Source organism: Amycolatopsis sp. DG1A-15b, assembly GCF_030285645.1.
Lineage (GTDB): Bacteria > Actinomycetota > Actinomycetes > Mycobacteriales > Pseudonocardiaceae > Amycolatopsis.
The window spans coordinates 7675001-7700430 of the sequence record NZ_CP127296.1; the positions used below are offsets into that span (position 1 = coordinate 7675001).

At 71.0% G+C, this 25430-nt stretch carries 25 protein-coding genes and 1 tRNA gene; 13 read left to right on the forward strand and 13 right to left on the reverse strand.

The features are described from left to right. Positions 1–81: 81 nt before the first annotated feature. Positions 82–3066 carry a PQQ-dependent sugar dehydrogenase gene (locus QRY02_RS35345; protein WP_285987127.1) on the reverse strand — a complete coding sequence of 995 codons (2985 nt, stop codon included), beginning with the start codon at positions 3064–3066 and terminating at the stop codon, positions 82–84. 111 nt (positions 3067–3177) lie between these two features. Further along, positions 3178–3849: a L,D-transpeptidase gene (locus tag QRY02_RS35350; protein WP_285987128.1), complete on the reverse strand. Its 672-nt coding sequence runs from the start codon at positions 3847–3849 to the stop codon at positions 3178–3180. Between the two features lie 218 nt (positions 3850–4067). Between QRY02_RS35350 and QRY02_RS35355 the strand changes: the two genes are divergently transcribed. Further along, a complete protein-coding gene (locus tag QRY02_RS35355) occupies positions 4068–4574 on the forward strand; it encodes a hypothetical protein (protein ID WP_285987129.1) in 507 nt (168 codons plus the stop codon). On the opposite strand, the gene QRY02_RS35360 is transcribed toward QRY02_RS35355, so the two are convergent. Both QRY02_RS35360 and QRY02_RS35365 read right to left on the reverse strand, forming a co-directional pair. After that, positions 4564–5454, reverse strand: a complete 891-nt coding sequence (locus QRY02_RS35360) for a serine/threonine-protein kinase (RefSeq protein ID WP_285987130.1) — start codon at positions 5452–5454, stop codon at positions 4564–4566. The two genes, QRY02_RS35355 and QRY02_RS35360, sit on opposite strands and share 11 nt — an antisense overlap. Before the next feature lie 8 nt (positions 5455–5462). Further along, on the reverse strand, positions 5463–7157 hold the full coding sequence (locus QRY02_RS35365) for an HsdM family class I SAM-dependent methyltransferase (protein ID WP_285987131.1): 1695 nt from the start codon (positions 7155–7157) through the stop codon (positions 5463–5465). 78 nt (positions 7158–7235) lie between these two features. On the opposite strand from QRY02_RS35365, the gene QRY02_RS35370 reads away from it, so the two are divergent. From QRY02_RS35370 to QRY02_RS35395, 6 genes are all read left to right on the forward strand, one after another. Beyond that, on the forward strand, positions 7236–7979 hold the full coding sequence (locus QRY02_RS35370) for a PP2C family protein-serine/threonine phosphatase (protein WP_285987132.1): 744 nt from the start codon (positions 7236–7238) through the stop codon (positions 7977–7979). A gap of 44 nt (positions 7980–8023) precedes the next feature. Further along, positions 8024–8108, forward strand: a tRNA-Ser gene (locus tag QRY02_RS35375). Between the two features lie 530 nt (positions 8109–8638). After that, the gene (locus tag QRY02_RS35380) at positions 8639–8899 is read left to right on the forward strand and encodes a hypothetical protein (protein ID WP_003056176.1); all 261 of its coding nucleotides are present in this window, start codon (positions 8639–8641) and stop codon (positions 8897–8899) included. Positions 8900–8903: 4 nt separating this feature from the next. After that, positions 8904–9149 (forward strand): hypothetical protein, encoded by a 246-nt coding sequence (locus QRY02_RS35385; RefSeq protein WP_003056173.1) that lies wholly within the window; start codon positions 8904–8906, stop codon positions 9147–9149. Positions 9150–9183: 34 nt separating this feature from the next. Then, complete coding sequence (locus QRY02_RS35390; RefSeq protein ID WP_285987133.1) at positions 9184–11913, forward strand: FtsK/SpoIIIE domain-containing protein; 2730 nt, start codon at positions 9184–9186, stop codon at positions 11911–11913. Continuing rightward, complete coding sequence (locus QRY02_RS35395) at positions 11910–12314, forward strand: hypothetical protein (RefSeq protein ID WP_285987134.1); 405 nt, start codon at positions 11910–11912, stop codon at positions 12312–12314. Before QRY02_RS35390 ends, QRY02_RS35395 begins: the two co-directional genes overlap by 4 nt. On the opposite strand, the gene QRY02_RS35400 is transcribed toward QRY02_RS35395, so the two are convergent. From QRY02_RS35400 to QRY02_RS35425, 6 genes are all read right to left on the reverse strand, one after another. Further along, positions 12311–12700 carry a YbaB/EbfC family nucleoid-associated protein gene (locus QRY02_RS35400; RefSeq protein WP_285987135.1) on the reverse strand — a complete coding sequence of 130 codons (390 nt, stop codon included), beginning with the start codon at positions 12698–12700 and terminating at the stop codon, positions 12311–12313. The genes QRY02_RS35395 and QRY02_RS35400 overlap by 4 nt on opposite strands. Continuing rightward, positions 12697–13053 (reverse strand): hypothetical protein, encoded by a 357-nt coding sequence (locus QRY02_RS35405; protein ID WP_285987136.1) that lies wholly within the window; start codon positions 13051–13053, stop codon positions 12697–12699. Before QRY02_RS35405 ends, QRY02_RS35400 begins: the two co-directional genes overlap by 4 nt. After that, the gene (locus tag QRY02_RS35410; RefSeq protein ID WP_285987137.1) at positions 13050–13622 is read right to left on the reverse strand and encodes a hypothetical protein; all 573 of its coding nucleotides are present in this window, start codon (positions 13620–13622) and stop codon (positions 13050–13052) included. The genes QRY02_RS35405 and QRY02_RS35410 overlap by 4 nt, the downstream gene beginning before the upstream one ends. Continuing rightward, complete coding sequence (locus QRY02_RS35415) at positions 13622–14836, reverse strand: putative T7SS-secreted protein (protein WP_285987138.1); 1215 nt, start codon at positions 14834–14836, stop codon at positions 13622–13624. The genes QRY02_RS35410 and QRY02_RS35415 overlap by 1 nt, the downstream gene beginning before the upstream one ends. Beyond that, complete coding sequence (locus QRY02_RS35420) at positions 14833–15549, reverse strand: hypothetical protein (protein WP_285987139.1); 717 nt, start codon at positions 15547–15549, stop codon at positions 14833–14835. The genes QRY02_RS35415 and QRY02_RS35420 overlap by 4 nt, the downstream gene beginning before the upstream one ends. A gap of 139 nt (positions 15550–15688) precedes the next feature. Further along, entirely contained in the window at positions 15689–18154 is a 2466-nt protein-coding gene (locus QRY02_RS35425; RefSeq protein ID WP_285987140.1) for a DUF8508 domain-containing protein, read from the reverse strand. 126 nt (positions 18155–18280) lie between these two features. Between QRY02_RS35425 and QRY02_RS35430 the strand changes: the two genes are divergently transcribed. The 3 genes from QRY02_RS35430 to QRY02_RS35440 all read left to right on the forward strand — a co-directional run bounded on the left by QRY02_RS35430 (position 18281) and on the right by QRY02_RS35440 (position 20764). Further along, complete coding sequence (locus QRY02_RS35430; protein ID WP_285987141.1) at positions 18281–19219, forward strand: CapA family protein; 939 nt, start codon at positions 18281–18283, stop codon at positions 19217–19219. A 454-nt stretch (positions 19220–19673) separates the two neighbouring features. Then, positions 19674–20303, forward strand: coding sequence for a helix-turn-helix domain-containing protein (locus QRY02_RS35435; RefSeq protein WP_353068014.1), 630 nt, complete (start codon positions 19674–19676; stop codon positions 20301–20303). A gap of 47 nt (positions 20304–20350) precedes the next feature. Then, positions 20351–20764: a VOC family protein gene (locus QRY02_RS35440; RefSeq protein ID WP_285987142.1), complete on the forward strand. Its 414-nt coding sequence runs from the start codon at positions 20351–20353 to the stop codon at positions 20762–20764. A 141-nt stretch (positions 20765–20905) separates the two neighbouring features. Here the strand turns inward: QRY02_RS35440 and QRY02_RS35445 are convergent, their stop codons facing one another. Both QRY02_RS35445 and QRY02_RS35450 read right to left on the reverse strand, forming a co-directional pair. Next, entirely contained in the window at positions 20906–21352 is a 447-nt protein-coding gene (locus QRY02_RS35445; RefSeq protein ID WP_285987143.1) for a limonene-1,2-epoxide hydrolase family protein, read from the reverse strand. Between the two features lie 16 nt (positions 21353–21368). After that, positions 21369–22289, reverse strand: a complete 921-nt coding sequence (locus tag QRY02_RS35450; protein ID WP_285987144.1) for a TauD/TfdA dioxygenase family protein — start codon at positions 22287–22289, stop codon at positions 21369–21371. Positions 22290–22598: 309 nt separating this feature from the next. Here QRY02_RS35450 and QRY02_RS35455 point away from each other — a divergent pair, with 309 nt between their 5' ends. Together QRY02_RS35455 and QRY02_RS35460 are read left to right on the forward strand one after the other, a co-directional pair. Next, positions 22599–22970: a hypothetical protein gene (locus QRY02_RS35455; protein WP_285987145.1), complete on the forward strand. Its 372-nt coding sequence runs from the start codon at positions 22599–22601 to the stop codon at positions 22968–22970. Beyond that, positions 22967–23539: a hypothetical protein gene (locus QRY02_RS35460; RefSeq protein WP_285987146.1), complete on the forward strand. Its 573-nt coding sequence runs from the start codon at positions 22967–22969 to the stop codon at positions 23537–23539. Before QRY02_RS35455 ends, QRY02_RS35460 begins: the two co-directional genes overlap by 4 nt. Here QRY02_RS35460 and QRY02_RS35465 read toward each other — a convergent pair. Next, entirely contained in the window at positions 23532–24314 is a 783-nt protein-coding gene (locus QRY02_RS35465) for an SDR family oxidoreductase (protein WP_285987147.1), read from the reverse strand. The two genes, QRY02_RS35460 and QRY02_RS35465, sit on opposite strands and share 8 nt — an antisense overlap. A 186-nt stretch (positions 24315–24500) precedes the next feature. On the opposite strand from QRY02_RS35465, the gene QRY02_RS35470 reads away from it, so the two are divergent. After that, positions 24501–25418: a Kelch repeat-containing protein gene (locus tag QRY02_RS35470; protein WP_502874156.1), complete on the forward strand. Its 918-nt coding sequence runs from the start codon at positions 24501–24503 to the stop codon at positions 25416–25418. Positions 25419–25430 lie beyond the last annotated feature (12 nt).

The following is a 25430-nucleotide window of genomic DNA, read 5'->3' on the forward strand; positions in this document are numbered from 1 at the left end:
TTCGTGATTCCTGCTTTCTGCCACCCAAGACGTGCGGTGGTGGCCCGAGGTTGAGTGGATGGGAAAGATCTTCGTGGCGGTTCACCAGCGGTGGTCCCGAGCCCCGGTGGCGGAGGTGTAGGTGAGGTAGCCGCCCTCGAAGTCGCTGCGGTAACCCCCGTTCGTCACGTACTCGTCCGACTTCGGGTAGTGGAGGTAGGAGTATTCCCAGCCGAGCGCGGCCCAGCGCTTCCGGATCTCGCCCTTCACCATGTGGGCGCCGGTGGTCCACGTGTAGTAGATCGAGCCGCCGCCGGTGAAGTGGTTGTAGCGGCCGCGGCCGTCCGGTGTGCTGAGTTCGTCGGTCGCCGGGTAGCCGAGACCGCGCTCGTAGTCGAGCGCCGCCCACTTCTTCCGGATCTCCCCGTAAATGGCGTGCGCGCCCGTCGCGGTGGTGTAGTAGATCGACCCGATCCAGCCACCCTTGACGAAATGGTTGTAGCGGCCGACGCCGTCCGGCGTTCCCAGCTCGTCCGTGGTCGGGTAGCCCAAGCCACGCTCGTAATCCAGCTCCGCCCACTTCTTGCGGATCTCCCCGGAGATCGCGTGCGCGCCCGTCGCCGTCGTGTAGTAGATCGACCCGACCCAGCCATCCTTGACGAAATGGTTGTAGCGAGCGACGCCGTCCGGCGTTCCCAGCTCGTCCGTGGTCGGGTAGCCCAAGCCACGCTCGTAATCCAGCTCCGCCCACTTCTTCCGGATCTCCCCGAAGATCAGGTGCGTACCCGTCGCGGCGGTGGAGTAGATCGATCCCACGGTGCCGTTGGTGAGGAAATGGTTGTACTGGGCCATTCCGTCCGGGGTCGTCGACGTGTCGGACGACGGCGGCCCGAGCACGGCGTGCCCGCCCCAGGCGAGGTACTTGTCCAGCACCGGGCCGGTGACGTACCAGGTGCCGGTCTCCGCGCTCCAATACAGCCGGCCGTTCTCGTGGACCCGGTAGTGGACCGGGCCGTCGGTGATCTCGGCCGCCACCGGTGCGCCGAGCACCGCCCGCACCGCCGCGTCGGCGTTGTAGCGCTGCTCGATCGGGGTTGTGTAGTTCGCCGTCAGCGTCAGGTCGCCGGTGCCGACGGTGACGATCCAGGTCGGCTCCGCCGGACCGCCCTGCCAGCCGGAGAACCGGGAGGCGCCGTCGATGGCCAGCGGCGCGGCCTCGACGTCGAAGGAAGCACCTTCGGTGACCATGGCCGAGCTGACGCCACCCTCCACCGGGATGCTCAGCGAAGCGGGTTGCGTACCGCGCAGGGTGATCCGGTGCTGCCGCGGCATCGCCGTGTACGTCCGGGAAGCGGAGACGCCCGCGCTGTCGGTCACCGTCGCGGTGAACTCCATCCGGGAGTCCGGGTGCGCGGTGAACGGCTGCGCGAAGCTCGCCCCGGTCCCGCCGATGCCCGGGTGCGCATGACACGTCGCTTCGCTCGGGCAGTGCCGCACCGCCGTGGTCCACGTGATCGGCAGGGCGCCGTCCTCGGCGTCGGTCGCGGTGGCGCTCACGGCGACCTGCTGGTTCACGGCGAACGTCGTGGTCCGGGGCGAGGTCAGCGTGAGCACCGGGGTGTGGTTGCCCGGCGCGACCGCGATGGCGACCTCGCCGGTGAGCCCGAGCGGGTCCCGGACCCGCAGCTTCGCGGTGAACGACGCGGTGCCCGCCGCGTAGGCGTGCGACACCTTCGGACCGGCGTCGGCCGCAGTCGTTCCGTCGCCGAAGTCCCAGTCGTAGCCGAGCGCGTCGCTGTCGTAGTCCACCGATGCCGAGCCGTCGAACGACACCGTGCGCGTGTCCGGGTTCGTCGACGTCGTGGCTTTGGCCACCGGCGCGGTGTTGCCGGCGGAGTAGCTGAGGCGGCGCAGATGACCGGAGAGGATGTCCGCGTAGGCGATGTCGCCGTTCGGCGCCGCCGCGAACTTCACCGGGCCGCCGACATCGGTGAAGACCGGCGGGTTCTCCGGGGCCTGCGTGAGCCGGCCCCGGTCGTCGTAGCGCAGCGTCCAGATCTTGTTCGCCACGTAGTCGCCGAAGAAGTACGAGCCGCGGTAGACCGCCGGGTAGCTGGATCCACTGTAGACAATGCCGCCCGTGACGCTGTTGGCCGTCATGACCCCGGCGCCGTGCGGCAGCTCGAACAGGGGCGGCTGGTTCGGCACGCCGGCGCAGCCCGCGAGGGCGCTGTAACCCGGCGTCTGGTGGTTGCCCTCCCAGCACGGCCAGCCCTGGTTGGCGCCGCGCTGGACGACGTCGACCTCTTCCCAGCTGTTCCAGCCGACGTCGCCGGCCACCGGCAGGCCGAGGCTCGGGTCGATGCCGAAGCGGAACGGGTTGCGGAATCCCCGCGCGAACACCTTGCTCGCGGTCGAGCCCGGGTTCGCCGCGTCGTAGTACGGGTTCCCCGGCACGCCCTGGCCGCCGGCGGTCAGGTGCAAGATCTTGCCGTAGGGCTGGTCGAGGTCCTGGGCCCGCAGCGCGCCCGGGTCCACCATCCGGTAGTCGCTGTCGTCGCCGACCGACAGCCACAGCGTGCCGTCCGCGGCCGCGACGACCGTGTCGATGCCGTGGACGTTGTAGGCGCCCGGCGCTTCGAAGAGTGGCTGCTCACCGGTCAGGCCGGCCGGCGCGCCCGCCGCGTCCGCGGTCACGGTGAACCGCGACAGCCGCATGGCGAAACCGGTGGCGGTGTCGATCGACCGCGTGAGGTAGATGGCCCGCGACGTCGGGTAGTCCGGCGCCACGGCCAGCCCGACGAGACCGAGGTCCCCCTCGGCGTGGACCGGCAGCGCCGCGATCGTCCGGCCGGCGCCGGTGGCCGGCAGCCAGCGGACAACTCCGTCCTTGCCGGTGGCGAGGACGGAGTTGTCCGGCAGGTACCCGAAGTCCGTGAGCCGGTATGCCCCCAGCCCGGAGTCGGTGTCCTGGAGCACGAACCCCGGCGGAAGCGTCGCCGCCGTCGCCACTCCCGTGGACACGGCGGGCAGCAACGCCCCGGTCAGGGCCGCCACCAAGAGCAGGCGAAGCTTCCGCACGGCCATGTGGCCCCCTTCCCAATTGATCTTTTTGTCGCAAGATCAAGGGGGCCAGTTGCAGCAATCCGGATTACTTCACCCGAATGTGACCTACGCCACGTGACGGAACGTAGCGATTTACGGGACGACCTGCACGACGTCGCCGATGTTCAGCGTGTTGAAGAACTTCAGAGACGCGCCCGCCGACAGGTGGATGCAGCCGTGCGAGTACACCGAGAGGCTGCCCGTGTGGAAGGCGTCACCCGGGTAGAAGAAGACCGAGTTCGGCATCTCCGCGTTGTCGAATTCCTTCGACAGGTGCATCTTCTCCTTCGACAGCACGTGGAACGCGCCCGTCGGGGTCTCGTTGCCCTTGCGGCCCGGCAGCATCGGCACCGGGCCGTAGACGACCTTGCCGCCCTCCAGCAGCCACGCCTTGTGCGCCGAGAGGTCGACGCAGGCGGCCGTACCCGAAGCCGCGGCCGCCGCCGCGCACGGGACGCCGGGGTCCGGCGCGGGCTTGGGCGTCGGCTTCGTGGTCGGCGTCGGCTTGGGCTTCGGCTTGGCCGAGGTGCTGGTCGGCGTCGGCTTCGTGGACGACGGGGTGGGCGTCGGCGTCTCCGGCGGCACCGTGAAGGTGGCGGTCGGCGTGGGGGTGGCGCTCGAGGTCGTCGGCGTCCCGCCGCCGGTCCCCGCCGCGGCGACGGCCCCGCCACCCGCGTTCGCGCCACCGGCCGAGCCCCCTCCGGAGCACGCGGCCAGCACGAACGCGGTGGCCAGCGCGGCCGCTCCCGCCAGAAGCCTTTTCACGATCCGTTACCCCCAGCTGTTTCGATCATCGCGTTTGGACATCGGTAAAGACGGCGTTCACCCGGTCGAGGTTCGTCGGGAAAGGTCACGATTTGGGTAGCCAGGCTCAACCCGGGGGTTGACACCGGGATCCACCCGGGACCGATCCGCGGGCCGACGCCGCCGGGACGCCGGTCGCCGAAGCTGGGAGCGACCTTCGAACCCAGGGGAGCCCCGACATGCCCAGCGCCGCGAACGTCCTGCTCTACGCCGCCATCGCCGGCCTCGTCCTGTACAAGGTCGGCTACCAGCAGGTCCGCGGCACGCTGCTCAACCGCAGGACGCTGGTGACCATGCCCCTGCTGGTCACGGTGGTCGGCGGGTACCTGGCGCTGAAAGCGCTGCCCGGCGCGTCCGCGGCCGAGCTGGGCCTGCTCGCCGCCGACCTGCTGGTGCTCGCCGGGCTCGGCGTGCTGCGCAGCACCAGCACCACCCTCACCGAACGCGACGGCACGACGTTCCAGAAGGGTTCGGCCAGCACGGTCGGGCTGTGGGTGCTGACGGTCGCGGTCCGGATCGGCGTGATCGCGCTGGGTACCGCGCTCGGCGTCACGGGTCCGCTGACCTCGGCGTCGATCGCGTTCAGCCTCGGCGTGAGCATCGCGGTGCAGAACGCCACGACCTACCGGCGCATCCAGCGCCGCGGCCTGCCGCTCACCGACCGGCGCCCGGCGGTCAGCCGCTGATGCGGCCCAGCACCCGGGCGTACATCCGGCCCGGGCTGGGCACCGACGGCGGCAGCAGGAACCCCGGCAGCGGCGGCAGCTCGCCGACGAACGCGCCGAGCCGCTCGTACAGCACGGCGGCGCCGGCCGGCCGGGCTTCCGGATCCTTCGCCAGCATCTCGGCCAGCAGCCTGTTCAACGGTTTCGACAGGCCCGGCACCGGCGGCGGCAGCTCCTTGACCTGCCGCTCGAACACCGCGTACGCGGTGGGCCCGTCGAAGAGCCGCCGTCCGGTGAGCATCTCGTGCAGCACGCAGCCCAGCGCGTAGAGGTCGCTGCGCGGTTCGGCGCCGCCCCGCTGGATCTGTTCGGGAGCCATGTACGACGGCGTCCCCAGCAGCTGCCCGGCCCGCGTGAACTGCGCCGCGTCGGCTTCGCGGAGCACGGCCAGCCCGAAGTCCATCACCTTCACGCCGCCGTCGGGCCCGAGCATCAGGTTGGACGGCTTGAGGTCGCGGTGGCAGACCGCGAGTGCGTGCGCGGCGGTCAGCACCGCGCACGCCTGCGCCGCGATCGCCGCGGCCCACGGCACCGGCAGCGGGCCGTGCTCGGCGAGCAGGTCGGCCACCGTGACACCGTCGACGAACTGCATGACCTGGAACAACCGGTCGTCGTGGGTGCCGTAGTCGTACAGCGTCGGGACACCGGGGTGATCGAGCGTCGCCAGGATGCGGGCTTCGCGGGCGAAGCGGGCTTCCAGCTCTTCGTCGCGGCCCGGCAGCCTGAGCAGCTTGATCGCCACGCGGCGGCCCAGCCGGCGGTCGTACCCGCCGTGCACCGCGCCCATCCCGCCGCGGCCGAGCGGCAGCTCGTCGAGCTCGTAGCGGTCGGCGATCAGCATCCGTTCCCCTATTGGCCCGGCCTGAGCCGTCCTCCGACAAGTCCAGCGAAGCCTAGCCGGACCAGCTCGCGGCCGGTTTCGGCCGTCTCGCGCAGAACCGCGTCGAACTCCGCCAGCCGCCGGAAGACCTCGCCGTACTCGCGCTGGACGGCGAGCGGGACCCGCGGGATCCGCACGCGCCTGCCGTCGATCCGGGTCGACGCCGACGCGGCGGGCAGGTCGGCCGCGCGCAGGCACCCGGCGAGGAAGTCCGCGTCCAGCCGGTCGGAGTCGACGCGGTACACGGTGAGCCCGGCACCCACCGGCTCCGGCGGTCCACTGTGGACGTACGCGATGCCGGTCACCGACGCGACGACGTCACCCGCCTCGGCCAGCGGGTGTTCGGCATCCGCGCGCACCGGCGCGTACCGGACGTCGACGACGCCGGCCTTGACCAGCTCGCCGATGGTCGTGAACGCCGGTTCGGCGTCCGCCGCCTCCAGGGGTGGCAACTGGGGCGCCAGCCCGGCGAACCGGGCGCGCACGGCCTGGAAGGCCTGGCCCGGATCCTCGTCCCTGGTGCGGCGGCGGGCAGGCGTCAGGTCGACGTCGTCGTCGAGCAGGTCGATGATCCGGACGCCGGATTCCGGGTGCGCGCCGAATTCCCGCCAGCTCGCTTCCACTGTGGACAGATCGTCGCCCGCTTCGCCGAGCAGCACGGTGGACGGCGCTCGCTCCCCGGGGGCCGGCCGCCGCAGCAGCCAGAGGTCGGGGCCCGTCGGCGTCAGCGTGACGACGGCACGGACCGCGCCCGCCCGCAGCAGGTTGCCGCGGATGCGCTTGCCACTGCGCCGCCCGGCCGCCGCGCCCGGCATCAGGATCACCACGGTGCCACCGGGTTCGACGTGCGCGAGGCAGTGCTGCACCCAGGCGAGCTCGGGTTCGCCGCGCGGGGGCAGGCCGTATTCCCAGCGCGCGTCACCGACCAGTTCGTCGTGCCCCCAAGCCCGTTCGTTGAACGGCGGGTCGCACAACACTGCTTCGGCGGTGCGGCCGGCGAAGGCGTCTTCGCGCAGCGCGTCGACCGCGTGGACCTCGGCCTCGATGCCGCGCAACCGCAACCGCAACTCCGCGATCGACGCCGTCATCGGGTCGCTGTCCTGTCCCAGCACGGTTTTCGCGCCGCTCGCCAGCGCGAGCGCGCCGAAGCCGCACGCGGGGTCGAGGATCGTCGACACCGGACCGGCGAGCCGGGCCATCAGCTCGGCGATCGGTTCCGGAGTGGCCGACAACCGCCGTGAATGCGCCTCGAAGTACCGGCGGCACAACAGTTCGAACGCTTCCACCGGCCCTGCCTGGTGCGTCAGCTCGCTGAGCAGGGTGAGCAGCTCCGGGTCGTCGAGCTCGCTGTCGAAGGTGTCGAAGATGCCGGCCTGGAAGGCGAAGAAGCCGCCCGCGCGGCTGACGCGCTCGGCCAGGTCGAGGTCGTCGCCGAGGGCGCGCAGCCGCTGCCACGCGCGTTCGCCGGCGCTCAGCTCGAACTTCTTGCCGCGGGCGCGGAACCAGCCGGCCACGGCGGAGAGGCCGAACAACGGGCTCGACGCCGTGCCGCCGACCGGCGGCGGGAAGTCCGGGTAGCGGCGGCGCCAGTTGCTGACCGCGGCCCGCCCGACCCCGGCGAGCCGCGCGATGTCGGCCGCGCTGACCGTGGCATCGTCGTCCATGGCGAGGACTCTATCGGAGGATGCTCCATTCAGCCGAGACGCTTGTGAACTCAGTCAACCAATGCTTTCATGGGAGGCATGACACACGATCGGTACGTCCTGCGGTACGCCGCGGGGTCGGACGTCGGCAAGCGTCGCCGGGTCAACGAGGACGCGATGTACGCGAGTTCCCGGCTGCTCGCCGTCGCCGACGGCATCGGCGGCCAGCCGCACGGCGAGGTCGCCAGCGCGACGGCGGTCGACGTGCTGCGCGAGCTCGAAGTCGACCTGCGACGGCTCGATCTGACGAACGTGGACATGGCCGCGACGCTGGCCGGGGTGGTCAAGTCGATCGACGCGCGGCTGCACGAAGTGGTCTCGCAGGAACCGACGACCGAAGGCATGGGCACCACGCTGACGGCCCTGCTGTTCGACGGTGTCGAGTTCGCGGCGGCCCACATCGGCGACTCCCGCGGCTACCTCCTGCGCGACGGCGGCCTGCGCCGGCTGACCCGCGACCACACACTCGTGCAGGCGCTGGTCGAAGACGGCCGCGTCGCCGCGGAGGACGCCGAGTCGCACCCCCGGCGTTCCCTGCTGATGAAGGCGTTGCAGACAGCGGGCTCCGGCGACCCCGACATCTGGACGTTCAAGGCGAAGCCGGGCGACCGCTACCTGCTCTGTTCGGACGGCCTGAGCGGCCCGGTCTCCGAAGCGACCCTCCGCGACGTCCTGGCGGCCGGCGCGGAGCCGGCCGAAGTGATCCCGGAGCTGATCCGCCTGGCCAACGAGGGCGGCGGCCCGGACAACATCACGTGCGTGGTCGCCGACGTCACGCCCTGACCCACCTTCAGAGGTGACCGAGGCCATCCGGTATCGTCTTCTGCGGAGGATTGGCCGAGCGGCCTAAGGCGCACGCTTGGAAAGCGTGTTGGGTTCACGCCCTCGCAGGTTCGAATCCTGTATCCTCCGCCGCAGTAACCAGGCGAACGCCGGGTAGCCTTCACGGGCCGCCCGGCGTTTTGTCGTCTTGCTCCCCTTCGTCCGCTGGGCCCGCTACCGCTCGCGCGACCCACCGTCGGTATGTCCCGGACACGATTGCACGGTGCTTTTGGCCCACCCGAACGTGAAATGCCTTCGGCGCTGCGGAATTCTGCGCCTGTACGAGGAGTTACGAACAGGGCTGATCGCAAGCCGTTACTCCGGTCGCGCTAGTCTCACCAGCACCTCGCCCGCCCCTGTCGAGAAAGGCCAGCAGTGGCACGAAAACCGCTCTGACCTGGGGTAGTGCTGGCCAGCGACTTCAGTCTGCGGCACTGGTGGCGGGACGACCCCCGCACAGACCGTGATCGGCCCGGCCCCGGACGTTCCCACGTCCGGGGCCTTGCTGATTCCGGACCCGCGATCACTCGGCAAAGTCTGATGATCACGCTGAGTCGCTGGATCTGTTTCAATGGAATCCGTCCCCGTACGACCACCAGAATTCGAGGAGTAGAGGCCCGATGGCCGGAGTCGAAGAGATCCGCGCTGGCATCGCGCTCGCCAACGAGAAGGCGTCCGCGAGCATCGCCGCCCTGCAGCAGGCAGCGCAGTCTCTCGAAGAAGCCCAGCAGTCGCTCGCACAGGCGACGCAAGGGAGCAGCCAGCACGAAGTGAGCCAGGCGCACGGACTCCTGGCGGAGGCCCTGCAAGGCATCAACGGCTTGCAGAGCACCGTCCAAGCAAGCATTTCCTCCGCCGACTCCTACTCGGCGCGTCTCTAGCCGGATGACGCTCGCCGAACTCCACCAGCTGCTCACCGCTGCCGTGACCGGGCTCGCCGACGCGCGCGCCCACTCCGAACGGGCCACAAGCCTGCTCGGGGAAGCCCGGCAAGCTCTCGTGGATGCCCAGGCCAAGGCCGATCCCTGGCTTCCTTCTCAGTACGCACAGGCCGGCGAGGGGCTGGACCAGCTCCTCGTCCGCCTGCACGCCGCCGAGGATCTGGTGAGCGGATACCGGTCGCGCCTGTAATCCTTGTAGGGGACACCTTTTCTTGGGGACGCCGATGGCCAACAAGTCAGCCGAGCAACGCAACCGCGTCGAAACCGCACTCGACCGGGTCCGCCATCAGATCGGACTGGTGCTGGGCGCGGCGGCTGGTGCGCGCCAAGCCGCGGAAGCCGACCTGTCCAAGCTCCGGCTGGAGCAGGACATCGTCAAGGTCGGGATGAACCACGCCAGTGCCGAGCAGCAGAACGAGTGGTCCCGCCACCCCGCCGCGCACGAGGTGTTCAGCGCGCTCGGCAGCGTGCGAAGCGCTTTCTACACCGACTGGAGCCAAGGTCCCGCCACGCTGCGGGAACTGGTCGCGCAGAACGCACCCGGCGCGGCCGGGCTGCCGCCGGGCGACTGGCTCGGCACGGTCGGGCACAACCCCGGCCTGACCTCGCCCGGGCTGTGGCGCGTCGGCTTGGCGACCGCCGCCGGTGGCGACGCGACCCGCACGTTCGACGTCGCCGTCCCGTTGCTCGACGAGTCGCACCTGGCGATCACGTCGGCTCCGAAGACCCGGCCCGTGATCGACGGCATCGTGCAGAACCTGCTGGTCCGCGTGCTCTCGACGTTCGAGCCCGGCGCGGTGCGCGTGCACCTGTGGGACATCGGGCAGCTGACCGCGATCCTGCCCGACCTCTACCCGCTCAGCCACACCAGCGCGCTCTCGCTGTACGACCCCGGCCGGCTGGAGGACCTCCTCGACGAGCTGGCCGGCCACATCCGGCGCATCCACGCCAGCTGCATGTCCGCCGGGTTCACGTCGCTGCGGGAAATGCGGAAGAACAGCGGGCAGCGGGGCGAGCCGTACCGCATCGTCGTGCTCTACGGCAACGGGGAGACGCTCGAGCCCGAACGCGCCCGCGACCTCAAGCGCGTCGCGAGCGGCGCACTGGCTGCCGGCATCTGCCTGATCATGATCGACGTGCCGACCGCGGTGAGCGCGCCGGTCGAGACGCTGAGCCTGCTCGACGACCGGCACGCGATCAGCAGCATGTCCGGCACCGACCTGGTCGTCGACCTCGATCCCGCGATGCCGTCCGCGCAGGTCATCCGGGCCATCGACACGATCGCCAAGGCGCTGATCGCCAAGCAGGGCGGCCCGCGGTCGTTCGACGACCTCCTGCCGACGGAGCTGGGCCAGGAGAGCTCGGCGCGGGAACTGCGAGCGCCGGTCGGGTTCTTCGAAGGCGAGCCGGTCGAGGTCGTGATCGGCGACGCGAGCCCGCACGCCCTGATCGGCGGCCCGTCCGGTTCGGGCAAGACGAACTTCCTGTACGCGCTGCTCGGCAGCCTCGCCGCGCGCTACACCCCGGAAGAGCTGGCGCTGTACCTGCTGGACTTCAAGGAAGGCGTCTCGTTCGCCGGCCTGGCACCGGGCCGCAAGGACGCGAGCTGGCTGCCGCACGCGCGGCTCGTCGGCGTCAACGTCAACACCGACCGCGAGTTCGGCCTGGCGCTGCTGCGGTTCCTGGCCGACGAGCTGCGGCGCCGGTCCGCGGCCGCGAAGGAACACGAGGTCACGAACCTCGCCGACCTCCGCGAAGCCGATCCGGGCGGGCACTGGCCGCGGATCGTCGCGGTGATCGACGAGTTCCAGTACCTGTTCGCGGGCCGCGACCAGGTGACCGCGACGGCGACGCAGCTGCTGGAGGACATCGCGCGGCGCGGCCGGTCCCAGGGCATCCACCTGGTGCTGGCCAGCCAGGACGTCGCCGGCATCGAAGCGTTCTGGGGCAAGCCCGCGGTGTTCGAGCAGTGCACGCTGCGGATCGCGATGCCGAAGGCGCGGCGCGTGCTGGCCGAGACGAACAACGCGGCGGTGTCGGCGCCGAAGTGGCACGCGGTGATCAACCACGACTCCGGTGTCGCGCACGGCAACCAGCTGGCCCACATCCCGGACGCGAGCAGCAAGAACGTGTTCGTCCGGCTGCAGCACCGGCTGTGGGAGGAGTACGCGGGCCGCTTCCCGCGACCGCGGCTGTTCGACGGCGCGCACCAGCCGGTCCTGGAGCAGTTCCCGGCGTACCTGGACCTCAAGCCGAACTCGAAGCCGCGGGCGCTGCTCGGCCAGTCGATCGACGTCACCGAGACGGCGTGCGGGGTCGACCTGCCGCGCGCGCCGGGCCGCAACGTCGCGGTGCTCGGCTCGGCGACCGCCGAAGCACTGTCCATCATGGACTCGTCGGCGCGGTCGCTGTCCCGGCAGTACGAACCGGGCGAAGTCGAGTTCATCTTGAGCTGCCCGATCGAGGCGTGCGCCCCGGCCGCGCTGGAGCTGGCCGAGCGGTTGCGCGAGGACGACCACGCGGCGTCGCTGGTGGACGACCTGACCGGCGTCCTGGAGTCGATGACCGGCTCGATGTCCGGCGGCGCGAAGGTCCTGCTGCTGTACGGCGTCGACGCGGCTCTGCCCGCGTTGGAGGCGAAGGCGATCGGCCAGCTGAAGAGCGGTCTCGACCACCTGCGGGTGCTGCTCAAGCAGGGGCCGGGCCACGGCATCCACACGATCGGCTGGTGGCGCAGCATCGCCCGGCTCAAGGACACGCTGGGCTTCGGCGGCACCGACGACATCGGCACGTGGGCGGCGCTCGACGTCCAGGGCAACGAGCTGTCACCGTTCGCGGCGGGCCAGGTCGTGCACTGGTCGCCGCGACCGGGCCGCGCGTTGTTCTTCGACCGCACCACCCACGGCGCACCCGAAGTGATCATCCCGTTCCAGCGTCCGGAGAACGACCGATGACCGACGACGCCACCGCGGCCATGCGGTACAAGGAAATCATCGCCCTCTCCCGGGGATCGGCGGAGAACCTGCGCGAGTGGGAGCTGGCGCGGGCGGAGTCGCTGAACGCGGAGATCGAGGCGGCTTCGGCCGCGATCGAAGTGGCGGCCGAGCGCGAGGCGAGGGCGGCCGAGCGCGCGACGCGCTGGTGGAAGATGGCGCTGCACAACATCCAGGGCCTGCCGTGGCTCGACCCGGGCGACAACCCGCGCCCGGTCCCCACGGCACGCGCCGCCTACCTGGAGCGGTACCTCGAGGAGGTCAAGCCGAGCTACCAGGAACTGGTCCAGGCGGTGCTGGCCCTGGGGTGGCGGGCCAAGCGGGCGGCCGCGAAGCGGGCGGAGCAGCCGCCGCCGGCCTAGACGTCGAACACGGTGTCGTAGGGATCGTCGTCGTCCGCCGGAGCCGCCCTTCGCGGCGGCGGCGACGGCACTGCCTGCGGCGGCGGGGCTGCCTGCCGGGGCGGCGGAGCGCCCGGCTTGGCCCCGGCGGCCACGGCTTCCCGGACGGCGGCGGTGATGGTGCGGCTGAGCGTGACCGCGTCGAACCGCATGGCCTCGGGCGCGAGCCGCACCTCACTGACGACTCCATCGGGCGCGGCGAGCACGGTGACGCTCCGATCCGGCGAGACCACGGTCGTGTGCCCGCTGCCGGCGATGCCGGCCAGGAGGCGCTGGTTCTCGGCCTTGCGGTCCTCGATCTGCTTGAGCTGCCAGCGCATTTCCTCGATCAGCCGCGCGTTGCTCATGGTCTCCCCTGCCACGGTCCCGGGTACCCGGGCGGCACCTGGTGCGGTATGCGGACGAACTCGTAGTACCTGCTGAAGGGGTGCTCGATCAGGCCGTAGCCCCGGCTGTGCGCGAACCAGCGGAGCTCTGCTTCGGCCAAGCCGAGTTCCACTGTCCGGATGCAGACCCGGTCCCGGCCGTCGAGCTGTGCGGCCAGGCGGGTCAGCTGCCGTTCACGCGGTTCCCGGCCTCGCGCGATCCGGATGATCCTCACCGTCGTGGAAACTGCGAGCAGACCACCGAGCACCACCAAAAACATCAGGACGATCAGCGGTAAGAAAGCGTTGTCGCTGCGGGCGGCCAGGTCCGTCATCGCGCTGCCTCGCCGCTGCGGAGGCTCCAGGCCACCTTCGCCGTCGCTTCGGCGACCGCCGGCCAGGCGTCTTCGGACTCCGCGATGACCGAGAGGATCACCACGGACCGGCCGTCCGGCAGGGGGATCTGGTACTCGGCCTTGATCTGCGTCCGGACGTCCCGTTCGGGCAGGTGGAACTCGCCGCCGCTGATCGCCACGATGGCCGGGCCGATCGGGAGGCGCACCGGCTGCACCACCGCACGCTTGTGACGGCCGCGGTACTCCTCGGCCATCGCGGCGACGAGGGCGTCCCGGCTGCCGGGCGCGGTCTCCGGCCAGAGCGCCACACCGAGCGTCAGGGTGGCCACGTCACCCTTCCGCGCGCCGACGGCGAACTTGCCGAACACACGGATGCCGTTGGCCTGCATGGTCGGGACCAGCGCCATCAGGTAGCTGCCGAACTGTTCGACGCTGGTCGCGGGCGCCACGTTTTCGGCGACCATCCAGGCGTGGCCGCGGTTCATCTTGTCGTCGGTGCCCACGGGCATACCCGAGAACCCGGGCGGGAGGTCGATTTCCAGAGGCATCAGTTCCACACCTCGTCTTCCGCCCGCTGACGTCGGCGCTCCGGCGCGTTGTCGGCTCGTTCTCCGGCATCGGCCGCGTTTTCCGCCGCGACGATCACCAACGGCGCAGGCCCGGCGACGAGCGCTGAGCTGGTGACCGCCAACTGGCCCACGTCCTTCGGGACCCAGTAGTTGAGCAAGTCGCCGATCGGCCCCTCGAAGTCCACGCCGATCATCCGGGCGCCGACGTCGGCCTGGAGCTGGGCGCCGACGGCCCCGTAGCCGAGGGCCTTCGCCACCGCCGCGCCTCCCAGCGGCAAGAAGCCGCCGATGAACGAAGTTCCCGCCCCGATTCCGTCGAAGATCAAAGTTTCGCCGGCGACATCGGCGCCGGCCAGCTTGGCCGTGCCGTGGCCGGCCAGCGCCGCCACCCCGAAGGTGGTCGCCACAACTCCGGCGACTTCCTTGAACGGATCGGGGAGGAACTCGCCGGCCAGCCCCAGGGCATTGCCAATGTCGCCCATCACGTCCGAGGCCTTGGCCAGCAGTTCCGCGTGGTCCTGCACGAAGTTCCACGCCTCGTCGACCCCGTCGGCGAGGGTGTTCGACAAGTCGGCAAGTGCCCCGCCGACCGCGTCGCCGAGCTTGTCGAGCACGTCCGGCTCGTCCGGGGCCAGTTCCTTCGCCTGCCGCAGCTGTCCGGCGACCCGGGACGCGGCGTCCGTGTGCTCCTGCTGGAGCTGCTTCGCCGCGTCTTGGACGTTCTGGCAGCCGTCGATGGCCGTCTGGAGCTGCTGGCCGGCGTTGGCCAGCAGACGCTGGGCGATCTGCAGGGACTGCTGGTCCGGGAACGTCCGGTTGGCGAGCGCCAGATCCGGGTTCGCCCGCGCCTGCTCGGCCGCCCGGGCCACCGCTTCCGCGCGGGCCTCCAGGTCGGCGGCGCGTTTCTGCAGGTCACCGAGGGTCTGCGCCCAGCCTTCGAGCGCGTCGGCGGCTCGATTCATCGACTTGGCCGCATCGTCGAGGTAGTCCGGCAACGGACCGAGGCGGCGGGCGAAGGCTTCGCTGGCCTCGCCCTGCCAGATGCCCTGCTTCCGGACGATCCGGCGGAGCGAATCGTCGGCCTCGGTCAGGTCATCGCCCACGGCGCGGTATTTGCCGGCCAGGTCGGTGACGCCGTCGAGGTCGCCGGGCGCCGGGTCGAAGCCCAGGGCCGGGAAGTCGCGGGCGCTCACCGGTCGAGGCCGTTCAGCAGGTCGGTGATGCCGCCGGTCGCGCCGCCGCCGACGGGCCGGTCGTTCCCGGGTTCGGTCCCCTCGGGCCCGGCCGGCCGGCCGATGCCCGGCACCCCACCGCCGACCGGCCCTTCGCCCTGGCCCGCGCCCGAACCGCCCCGCTCGGCCAAGCCGCCGATGCCGGGCACCCCACCGGTGTACCCACCACCCACCGGCCCCTCACCCACGCCCGAACCGCCACGCTCAGCCAAGCCGCCGATGCCCGGCACCCCACCGGTGACACCACCACCGACCGGCCCCTCCCCGCCGGTGTGGCCGCTTCCGGCCGGACCCGCGCCCGGCTGCCCGACCACGGGGTAGTGCCCCCGCGCGCCGCCCGGGTGGCCGCCGTCCGGGGGCCCACCCAGCACCGCCGAGCCGAACTTCCCCAGCTCGCCGCCGAACTGGGCCTCGATCTGCTCGTACTTCTGCTTCGCCGCCCTCAGCCGCTCCGTCACGCTCGAAGCCGCCTCGCCCAAGCGGCCGATCCCGAAGCCCCAGGCCTCTTCGAACTCGACCCCGGCCGTGCCCAGCTCCGCCGTGCCGAGCGAGCCGAACGCGCCGCCACCGCCGAGCTTCCTGTTCGCGCCGGCCATCCGGTCCGCCGCCGTGCCGAGGTCGTCGATGAGCTTGCCCAGCTCGTCGACCTTGACCGCATACCCGCGTCCGTCCACGCCACCCTCCCCTTGTGGTCCCAACCCACCGTAGGACGGCCGTCAACGCTCCGCGGTTTCGTCGTCACCCAAAGGTGTCAACCACGAAACGAAGCCACCCCCGGGCGATGCGCCCGGGGGTGGCCTCACCGCACCGGAACTACTTGCCGAAGACCTGCTCCAGCCAGTCGAGGAAGTCGCAGAGCGCGTCCTCGAGCGGGTTGCCCGCACCCGGCCGGAACCGGATCACCTGCGGGTCGTGGTCGCTGGCCTGGTCGGCGAACTCCGCGTTGATGTGGACGACGTCGTAGTCCACCCCGCGCGGCGCCCTCGACGCCAGGATGTGGTCCAGCACCTGGGACTGGCCCTCGAACACGTAGCTGTACCGCTCGGCTTCGGGCACCGACGCGATCAGGTCCTTCAGCGCGCCACCCGCGGTGAGCGTCTGGACCGCCGGCGAGAACGGGTAGTCGTTCAGGTCGCCCGCCACGACGATGTTCGCGTTGCGGTCGGCCGCCAGCAAGGAATCGACGAACCCGCGCAGCACCGTCGCCTGCTTCGCGCGCTGCACCTCGGAACTGCGCGCCGGCGGCTGGAACCGGCCGTGCGTCGGCTGGTCGCCGCCCTTGGAGTTGAAGTGGTTGGCGATGACGAACACCGTGCGGCCCTTGAAGACGAACTCGCCCGCCAGGGGCTTGCGGCTGGTCGTCCACGCCTCGTTCGCGGGGTCGACGCGGCCCGGCGACGCCGTCAGGTGCACCTTGCCGTGCTCGCGCACCACGCCGACGGCCGTCGTCGGGGTCCCACCCGGACGGTCCACAAAGGATACGCGAGCCGGGTTGAACAGGAACGCCACGCGGATGTTGCCGCCCGGCTGGCCGCCGTCGGCGTCGTTCACCGGGTCGATCTCGCGCCACTGGTAGCGCGGGCCGCCCTTGGCCACGATCGCGTCGGTGAACTTCTGCAGCGTCTGGTCGGCGGCGACGGTGCCGTCGTCGGTCGCCCCCGTGTTGTCCTGGATCTCTTCCAGGTTCACGATGTCCGGCGTCGCCAGGTGCGTGACGACCGCCTCGCCGAGGCGGTCGTACTTCGCCTGCGGGTCGCCCGGCGCCAGGTTCTCGACGTTGTAGGTCGCGACGGCGAGCTCGCCGGTCCGCTGCTTGCGCGTGGTCTCGCCCTGCAGCCCGTTGTCCTTTTCGGTCCCCAGCACGCTGGCGAACAGCGTGTAGCCACCGAAGTTGCTGTACTCGACCGGCCCGGACGTGGTGCCGGTCAGCACGTCACCGACGTTGAGCTTCGGGAACGGCCGCTCGGCGAACGGGATCAGCGACGAAACCTTCATGACGCCGCTGTTGAGCTGGTCGTAGCCGAGGTACACGCTGCCGCCGCGGACCGACTTGTGCTGGTCCGGCTTCGACGTCACGTACAGCTCGTTGAACGTGTTCGTCGGGCCGACGACGCGGGCGTCGGTGACGCTGACGATCTCGCTCTCGTGCGCCTCCCAGAAGTCCAGCGCGTACTTCGACGGCTCCAGGGCGAGCGGCTCGATGTTGCCGCCGGGCGCCGGCGCGTAGGCCGTCGGCACGGTGTCCGGGTTCAGCACGGTCGGCGCCGGGAGGGCGTTCCCGTGCGAGTCGACCGTCCACTGTGCACTGCCCAGCTCGGTGAGCGACTGGTAGTTCGACGTGGCGGGCGCGTCCGGGTAGAACTCGCGGACCGTGCCGGTCGCGGTCACCGCGTCGCCGACCGCGACGGCCGGGTTCGCCGAGCCGGTGAAGACGAACAGGCCCTCGCTGGTGCGCGGGTCGGTGTCCGGCTGGGGATCGGTGACCCAGAAACCACGCGACGAACCGAACGTCCGGGTCGCGGTGACGACGCCGGTGACGCCGGAGACCTTCTTGTCCTTGAAGGGCGAAATGCGCGTGGTGCCCTGGATGTCGTGGATCTTCGCCGGGGTCGGCGCCGGGCCGGGATCCCCGCCGGTCGACTCGCCCGCGGTGTTGGTCGGGCTCGGCGCGCCGACGGTGAAGTCGGCGGCGTTGTCGTCGGTGTCGGCGAGCGCCGTGCCGCGCGCGGCGGACGTCGTGTTCGACGGCGCCGCGGCCGGGTTGCCCTCGCGCACGGTCGCCGTGCCGAACCCGGTGAGGTCCTTGATCCGCGCGTCGGCGGCGCAGTCGGCCGCGGTCTTGCAGGTCAGCGCGGTGGTGCCGGAGACGAGGGCGACCGTGCCGGCGGTGGCCGACATCGCGATCGCGCCGGTCGCGTCCGGTGTGGGCAGCTCGACGGTGCCGCCGGAGCCCTTGCCCTCGGCCACGAGGTAACGCCCACCCGGCGCGACACTGCCGGCCAGCGGCGTCACCTGCCAGGTGCTCGACGGGCTCGCCGAGCCGGGCAGGTACTGGACGCTGAAGCCGGCCAGGCTCGCGGCGGCCGCGCCGCGGTTGGCGAGCTCGACGAAGTCGCTGGTGAGCGTCGCGCCGGCGTTGCCACCACCGCCGTAGACCTCGGCGATGACCGCGTCGGCGCTCGGTGCGGCGAGCGCGGCCGGTGCGGCCACGCCGCCGAGCACCAGGCCCGACGCGACGGCCACCGTGAAGGCAGCCTTGGATCTGTGGGTCTTGGTCACCCTGAGTCCCCTTTGTGCTTGAACAGTCGTGGCATAGTCCCCCGAACAAGTGAGGAGGAGGAAGACAACGGTGCAACGATTCGTAACAACTACTTTCGTCGTCACTCATTCGGCAGAGCAGGCTTCGTGATCACGCTCGTCCTCGGCGGAGACGTCACCCTCCACCCCCGCACCACCCCCTCGGCCGCACTCGGCCGGCTGAACCCGCTGCTCGAAGGGGCCGACCTCCGGTTCGTGAACGTCGAAGGACCCGTCGACGCGGCGACGGCCGAAGCGCTGAAGTCGACCGGCATCGACGTCGTCTCGGTCGCCAACGACGCCCCCCACCCGCCGGCCGCCATGCTGGCGAGCCTCGGCGCGCTCGACCGGGCGGGGATCGCCCACTGCGGCGCGGGCGCGAACCTCGACAGCGCACACGCACCCGCGGTGCTCGAACGATCCGGCAAAAAGGTCGCGTTTCTCGCCTACACCTCGATTCGCGCCCACGGCCAGGCCGCGCAAGCGGACTCGCCGGGCGTCGCGCAAGCGTTTGCGACGACGGCCTACCAGCCCGATCCCCGCGTCGGGGAGATCCCGGGCCGACCGCCGCTCGTCCGGACGACACCGGTCCCCGAGCACCTCGAACGGCTGGTCGCCGACGTGAAGCGCGCGAAGGCCGGCAACGACCACGTCGTCGTCTCGATGCACTGGGGGCTACCGGGCCCGGACCTGGCCGAGTACCAGGTCGCCTACGGGCACGCCGCGCTCGACGCCGGCGCCGACCTGGTCGCCGGACACGGGCCGCACACCATCCAGGCCGTGGAGGTGTACCGCCGCCGTCCCATCCTCTACAGCCTCGGCAACCTCGTCTCCGGCTGGCCGGACGGCCTCCTGGCCGGGTGCCTGTTCGGCGACGAACCGCGGCTCGAGCTCATCCCGGTGCGGCGGAACGCGGACAACGAATGCGAGCCGCTCGCCGGGGACGAAGCGGACAAGGTGCTGCGGTACGTCGCGGAAGTCTCCGCGCTGCGCTCCACGACGGTGACCGTCCAGGGCGGAATCGCTTCGGTACCTGTTGGTGCGTAACGAATTGCGCGCGTTCTGTGACAACCGGGCGTCGGCCTGTCACCCATCCGGCGCATCTGCCTTAAATGAAGGTCAAGGGCCGGAACAACCTGCGTGAAGCGGCGGTACGGTCTGCGTGGGCGGCCGGAAAAGTGGCACAGACCACTCCCCGACAGCTCTCGGTCGGCACGACACGGGGGGAGGGAGAACGATCATGTGGGGGCTGATTGTTCTCAGCTGCGTGTTCGTGCTGGTGCTGGGGATAGCCGCGGTCGTGGACCTTCGGGACCACGACCGCGGCGAGCACCGGGCCTAGTCGCTCCCCGCTACGATGCCGGACGTGGCGCTCGACCGGTTTGAGGACATTTCAGGGCTGGAGTACCGATTGTCGGACTCGCCCTATGTCGAGGGCGTATATCGCGTGGCGCCGAATGGTGGGCATGGCAGTTTCGCGCCGGAGCGCATGGTGTCCGTCGTGAACTCGAACTGGGAGCTGCTGGTGTGGGCGTCGGACGGCGTCACCACCGTGTCGGTCCGCGGTCCCGAGACCCGGCCCACCGTGGTCCCGTTGGGTGGCGGCCTGGGCAGCACCTTCGGCGTGATCTTCCGGCACGGTGCCTTCCTGCGGAACCTGCCCATGGGCGGGCTTGTGGACGGCAGCGTGTCGAGCCCTTACACGACGCCGCGCTCCTTCGTGCTGCAGGGCAGCGAGTGGGAGATCCCCACCTACGAGAACGCGGAGACGTTTGTGGAGCGCCTGGTCCGGGCGGGGTTGCTGGTGCGGGACCCGTTGGTGACCGACGTCGTCGCCGGGGAGCGGCCTGTGCTGGTCACACCGCGCTCGGTGCAGCGCCGGGTCGCCGCGGCCACGGGCCTGACGCAGGGCGTGATCCGCCAGATCGAGCGGGCGCGGCAGGCCACGATGCTGCTGCGGCAGGGCGTGGCCGCGACCGAGGTCGTGCATCTGGTCGGGTATCACGACCAGCCACATCTGGCGCGGTCGCTGACCCGGTTCGTCGGCCGGACGGCGACCCAGCTGCGGCGGCCCACCCCCGGCGAGATGGTGTCGCTGCTGTACAAGACCGAGGTCGAGGTACGGCCGTAGGTTCGAAGTCAGCCGGAAGGGCCGGCTACCAGAACCGAGGAGCACCAGTGGCTTTCACGCAGATCTATGTCAACCTGCCGGTCACCGACCTGGACGCGAGCACGTCGTTCTACCTGGCGCTGGGTGGTGTGCTCAACCCGCAGTTCACCGACGAGACGTCCGCGCAGGTCGCCCTCGGCGAGGTGGTGACCGTGCAGGTGATGACGCACGAGCAGTTCGGCCGGTTCACCTCGCGGCCGATCGCCTCCGGTGGCGCGATCGGGTCGATCCTGGCGCTGCCCGCCGAGTCGAAGGAGGACGTCGACCGGCTGGCCGACGCCGCGGTGAAGGCGGGCGGGTCCGAGCCGCGCCCTGCTCAGGACATGGGCTGGCTGTACAACCGTGCTGTGGACGACCCGGATGGCCACAGCTGGGAACTGCTCTCGTTCGACGCGTCGGCGATGCCCGGCACTCCCGAGTGACCGGGAACGATGAGGGGCGCGGGCGGTTGATTCTCACCGTCCGCGCAGCGCCCGGCCGAAGACTGGGGTGGACGTGGTGCGCGTGGCGGAACCGGCTGACGGCCCACCGCAGCAAACGGCTCCGCCGCTTTTGAAACACGCCTAGCGCACCGCCTGCCTCCCCTTGTACCGCTCGAGGAGCGTGCGCGCGCCGGCCAGCGCGACCCGCCCGGCGCCCTTCGCGCTCGCGGCCAGCACCGTCGTCCAGTCGAAGTAGTCGCGCCAGAGCACGATCCGGCCCGCCTCGACCTCGAACGTGCCGCACACCCAGAACTCCGCTTCCCACGCGCCGCGGCGCAGGACGTCGGTGCGTTCGGTGAGCACCACGTTGCCGTCCGCGGCGATGTGGTGCGTCCGCGCTTCGAACCCGGAGCCGAACCGGGCCAGCAGCCGGAGTTGCTTTTCGACCGCCGCGACGCCGCGGGCGGGCGGCAACGGCACGTTCTGGTACACGATGTCGCTCGCCGCGAACGTCAGCGCCCGGTCGATGTCGAGGTCTTCCAGGGCCTTGAGGAAACCGGTCACCACGGCCTGGGGTTCATCGGTCATGCCTCCAGGCTAAGGCTCAGAACGGCCGGTCGCCCGCGATGGCGACGCGCTCCGCGATCCGGACGTGCGGGTGGTAGTCGTTGACCGCGTAGTGCTGCGTGGCGCGGTTGTCCCAGAACGCGACCGAGTTCGGCCGCCAGCTGAACCGGACCTGGAATTCGGGCGTGTGAGCCTGCAGGAACAGGTACCGCAGCAGCCGGTCGCTCTCGGCCCGGTCGAGGCCCACGATGTGCGTGGTGAACGCCTGGTTGACGAACAGGGTGCGCCGCCCGGTCTCCGGGTGCGTCCGGACCACCGGGTGTTCCACCGGCGGGAAGCGGTCCTGCCACCGCGCCAGCAGCGCGGGATCGGAGAACCGGTCGAAGCCGGGGAGGTAGTCGTGCACCGCGGTGAGCCCGTCGATGCGGGCGCGGACGTCTTCGGGCAGGTTGTCGTAGGCCGCGGCCATGTCGGCCCACATCGTGTCGCCGCCGACCGGCGGCACCTCGATCAGCCGCAGCACCGAGCCGAGCGCCGGGGCGGGCCGCCAGGTGACGTCGGTGTGCCAGATGTTCTCGTAACCGGGCATGGCCGCCGTGCGCTCGAAGCGCGTGACGGCGTCGTCGTCACCCTGCGGGATGAACGGGTTGGTCTCCAGCTCGCCCCAGTTCGCGGCGAACGCGCGCTGCTGCGCCGAGGTGATCCGCTGGTCGCGGAAGAAGAGCACCTTCCACTCGAGCAAGGCGTGGTTGAGCTCTTCGCGCAGGTCAGCGCCCACCGGCGCACCGAGGTCGACGCCGTCGACCTCGGCACCGATCACCCGGCCGAGCGGGCGGAGGGTGAACAGCTCGTACGGCTTCCGCTGCGGTTCCCGGAGAATCCGGGGGCCTTCGACGATGCCATCCGCGGGCGTGACGGCCCCGCGCAGCTGAATCCGGGCAGGAAGATCTACGGACATGTTGTGCTCCAAGGGTTTTCGGGGAATCCGGACGCCGGGTTCGCGTCAGGCGGGCGGCGAACCCAGGCGGCCGCGGCGCAGCAGCAGGGCCGCGACGCCTTCCCCGATCGACCGCGCGAAGGCCCGGATCGGCGTACTTTCCGAGGTGGCGGGCATGTGTTCATGGTCGCTTTCTTCCCGACGCGCGGTCAAGACGTCCACTTGGTGGAACACTGTTCAACGCCGCAGGTCACCGCGGTGCAGGCGGCTCGGGAGCATGAGGCAAGATCTTCCACGATCGGGTGAGCGCCCTTGATGACGGAGGTCCCCATGCCGGAAGGCAGAGGCTCGCGGATCGGTGACCACCCGGGGCTTCGCCCCGGGGCCGGCGGCTTTGCGACCCGGAACCCCCCGCAGAAGCCGGACCGGCTGCGTGCCGCCGCCGACCTGCTCGACCAGGCCGCGGCCGCCGACGACAAGGCAGCGGGGAGGTTCGCCGAAGCCCGCGTCGATTCGACGCCGTTCGGCATCTCGCCGCAGGCCCGTGAACTGGCGGCGCGCTGGGCGACGGCCCTGGCGGCACGTGAGGCGGACGCGCGTGTCCTCGGCGACGCGACGTCGGACCTGGCGGGCCGGCTGCGCATGGCCGCGGTGAGCAACCGGAGCACCGGGTTCCGGGGGCGGTCAGCGGTGGCACCGTGACCGCTGAGGTCTTCGAACACCCGGCCCTGGCGTCGGCGGCTTCGCAGCTGTCCGCGTTGCGCGCGGCGGCCGGCCGGCTCGGCGTCGCGGACCCGGTGGCGGCGCTGCGCCACCTCGACTGCGCACCGGCCTCGATCCGCACGTCCGCCTCGGCGCTCGACACCGGCGCGCTGGGGGTGACCTCGGCGCAGGCGGAGTTCCGCGCCGGCATCGAGCACGCCGAAAACGGGGGCAGCACCGAGACTTTCGGCACGTGGGCGGACACAGTGGACGGTCAGTACGCGGCGGCGGCGCGGGCAGCCGCTTCGACGGCGGCACTGGGCGTCCGCATCGCCGACCGGCTGGACGAGCTGGCGGTGGCCGCGTCCGCGGAGGTGTGCGCGCTCGCTTCCGCCGCAACGGCCTCGGTGTCGGCGGTGCTGGCCGGCGACCGCTCGGCCGAGGTGGTGAGCGAGGTCAGCACCACGTGCACGGCGGTGGTCCGGGCCGTGCAGGAGAAGATCGCGGCGCTGACCGCGCTGGCGGCCGAGCTGGAGCCGTTGACGGCCCCGGTCGTCGAACTCAGCTGAAGTGCTCGCGGGCCCACTCGGCGAAGGGCCGCGCGGGATGCCCGGTGACGCGGGCGACGTCCAGCGAGACGGGTTCCGGGTCGTCGACGAGTGACGCCCAGTGGTTCACCGCGCTCGCCGCGAATTCCGCACCCAGGTGGGAACTCAGCTGTGCTATCGCCTCTTCGGGCGGCTGTTCTTCCCACGTGACGGGCTTTCCGAGCGCTTCGCCGATGAGCCGGACCTGTTCGGCCTGCGCGACGGCTTCCGGGCCGGTGACGAGGTAGATCTGCTTCGCGTGGTCCTCGGTGAGCGCCTTGACGGCCATGTCGGCGACGTCGCGTTCGTGGACGACCGACCGCTTCGCCTGCCCGTAGGCCGCCCGCACCACGCCGGAGCCGGCCTGCTGCGCCCAGGCGAGCGCGTTGGTGGCCAGCCCGGTGACGCGAAGGAAGGTCCAGTCATCGGTGACCTTCCCGACGGCGGCTTCGACGTCGCCCCACACGCCCCCGTCTTCGGCGGACATGGCGGAGAGGTAGACGATTTTCTTGCCCCTGAACGGCTCCACGGCCTTCTCGATGCCCTCGGCGGAGAAGAAGGGCCAGAGGAGGTAAACGGCATCGACACCTTCGGCGGCTTTGGCCGGATCGGCGATGTCACCCTGGACGACGTCGACGCCTTCCGGGGCGTTGGCCGGGTCCCGGACGAGGACTCTGGTGTCGACGCCCGCGGCCTTGAGGCCGGCGACGACGTGCCGTCCGGTGTGGCCGGTGGCACCGGTGACGAGAACGTTCATTGGTGTGCTCCTGGTGATCAGCTTGTGCCGACCACGGTCACACTTCAAGAGCCCTTCAAGTCAAGCGCGGGACGCGATTCGGTATCGGCGGGCGCGAACCCGCAACAAGGAGCGGTCCAGCGGAGACTTTGCCCTTACCTCCCGCCAACGAGAGGACACAATCACCGAACACGAGGGTGGGTAATGATGAGCAAACAGTGGAAACCGCGGCCACCGCTCGGCACCGGACGGTTCGCCCATGACGTGGCGACGACGCACGGGCACATCTACGTCATCGGCGGCGCGGACGCGACGGTGGCTCTCAACTCTGTTGAAACCCGCCGAGTTCACGGGGGCGGTGAATGGCACGAGGTCGCTCCGATGCCCACAGCACGGGGCAACCACGGGGTAGGCGTGGTGGACGGAATGATCTACGCCGTCGGCGGCATCGTCGAAGGGGACAACGCTACCGACGTGGTCGAACGCTACGACCCCGACGCCGATCAGTGGACGACGGCCCCACCCCTGCCGACCACGCGCGCGGCGACTTCGGCCGCCGGCCTGGACGGGCTGCTCTACGTGGCAGGCGGCCTCATCGACGACGACAGCGACGAGCACGCCACCGACACGGTCCTGGCCTTCGACCCACGCGAGGAACAATGGTCACCGGTGTCCCCGATGCTGAACCCCCGAGCCCGGCACCGGCTCGTGGCCACGGGCGGCCATCTGTATGCGATCGGCGGCCTGCGGAGCCATTTCCAGGAAGCGTTCGCGACAGTCGAGCGCTACTCGCCGAAATACGACACCTGGGAACCCGTGCAGTCGATGCACCAACCGCGCGTACTGCCGGGCGCGACCGTCCTCCCCGACGGCCGCATCGCCGTGGTCGGCGGCGGACCAGGGCCGTTCGAGGACCGCCTCGCCCGCCACCGCACGACCGAAGTCTTCGACCCCCGCACCGGAAGGTGGCACATGCTGAGCACGCTGCTCCCGGCCGGCCGGGGATCGCTCGGCAGCGCCCCCGAATCCGAGGACCGGGTGCTGGCCATCAGCGGGAGCACGATCGTCGACCGCGCTCCGGCGATCGACCCGGGCGTGCTCGCGTTGAAACTCCCCGCAGCCTGAAACGCAACGGAC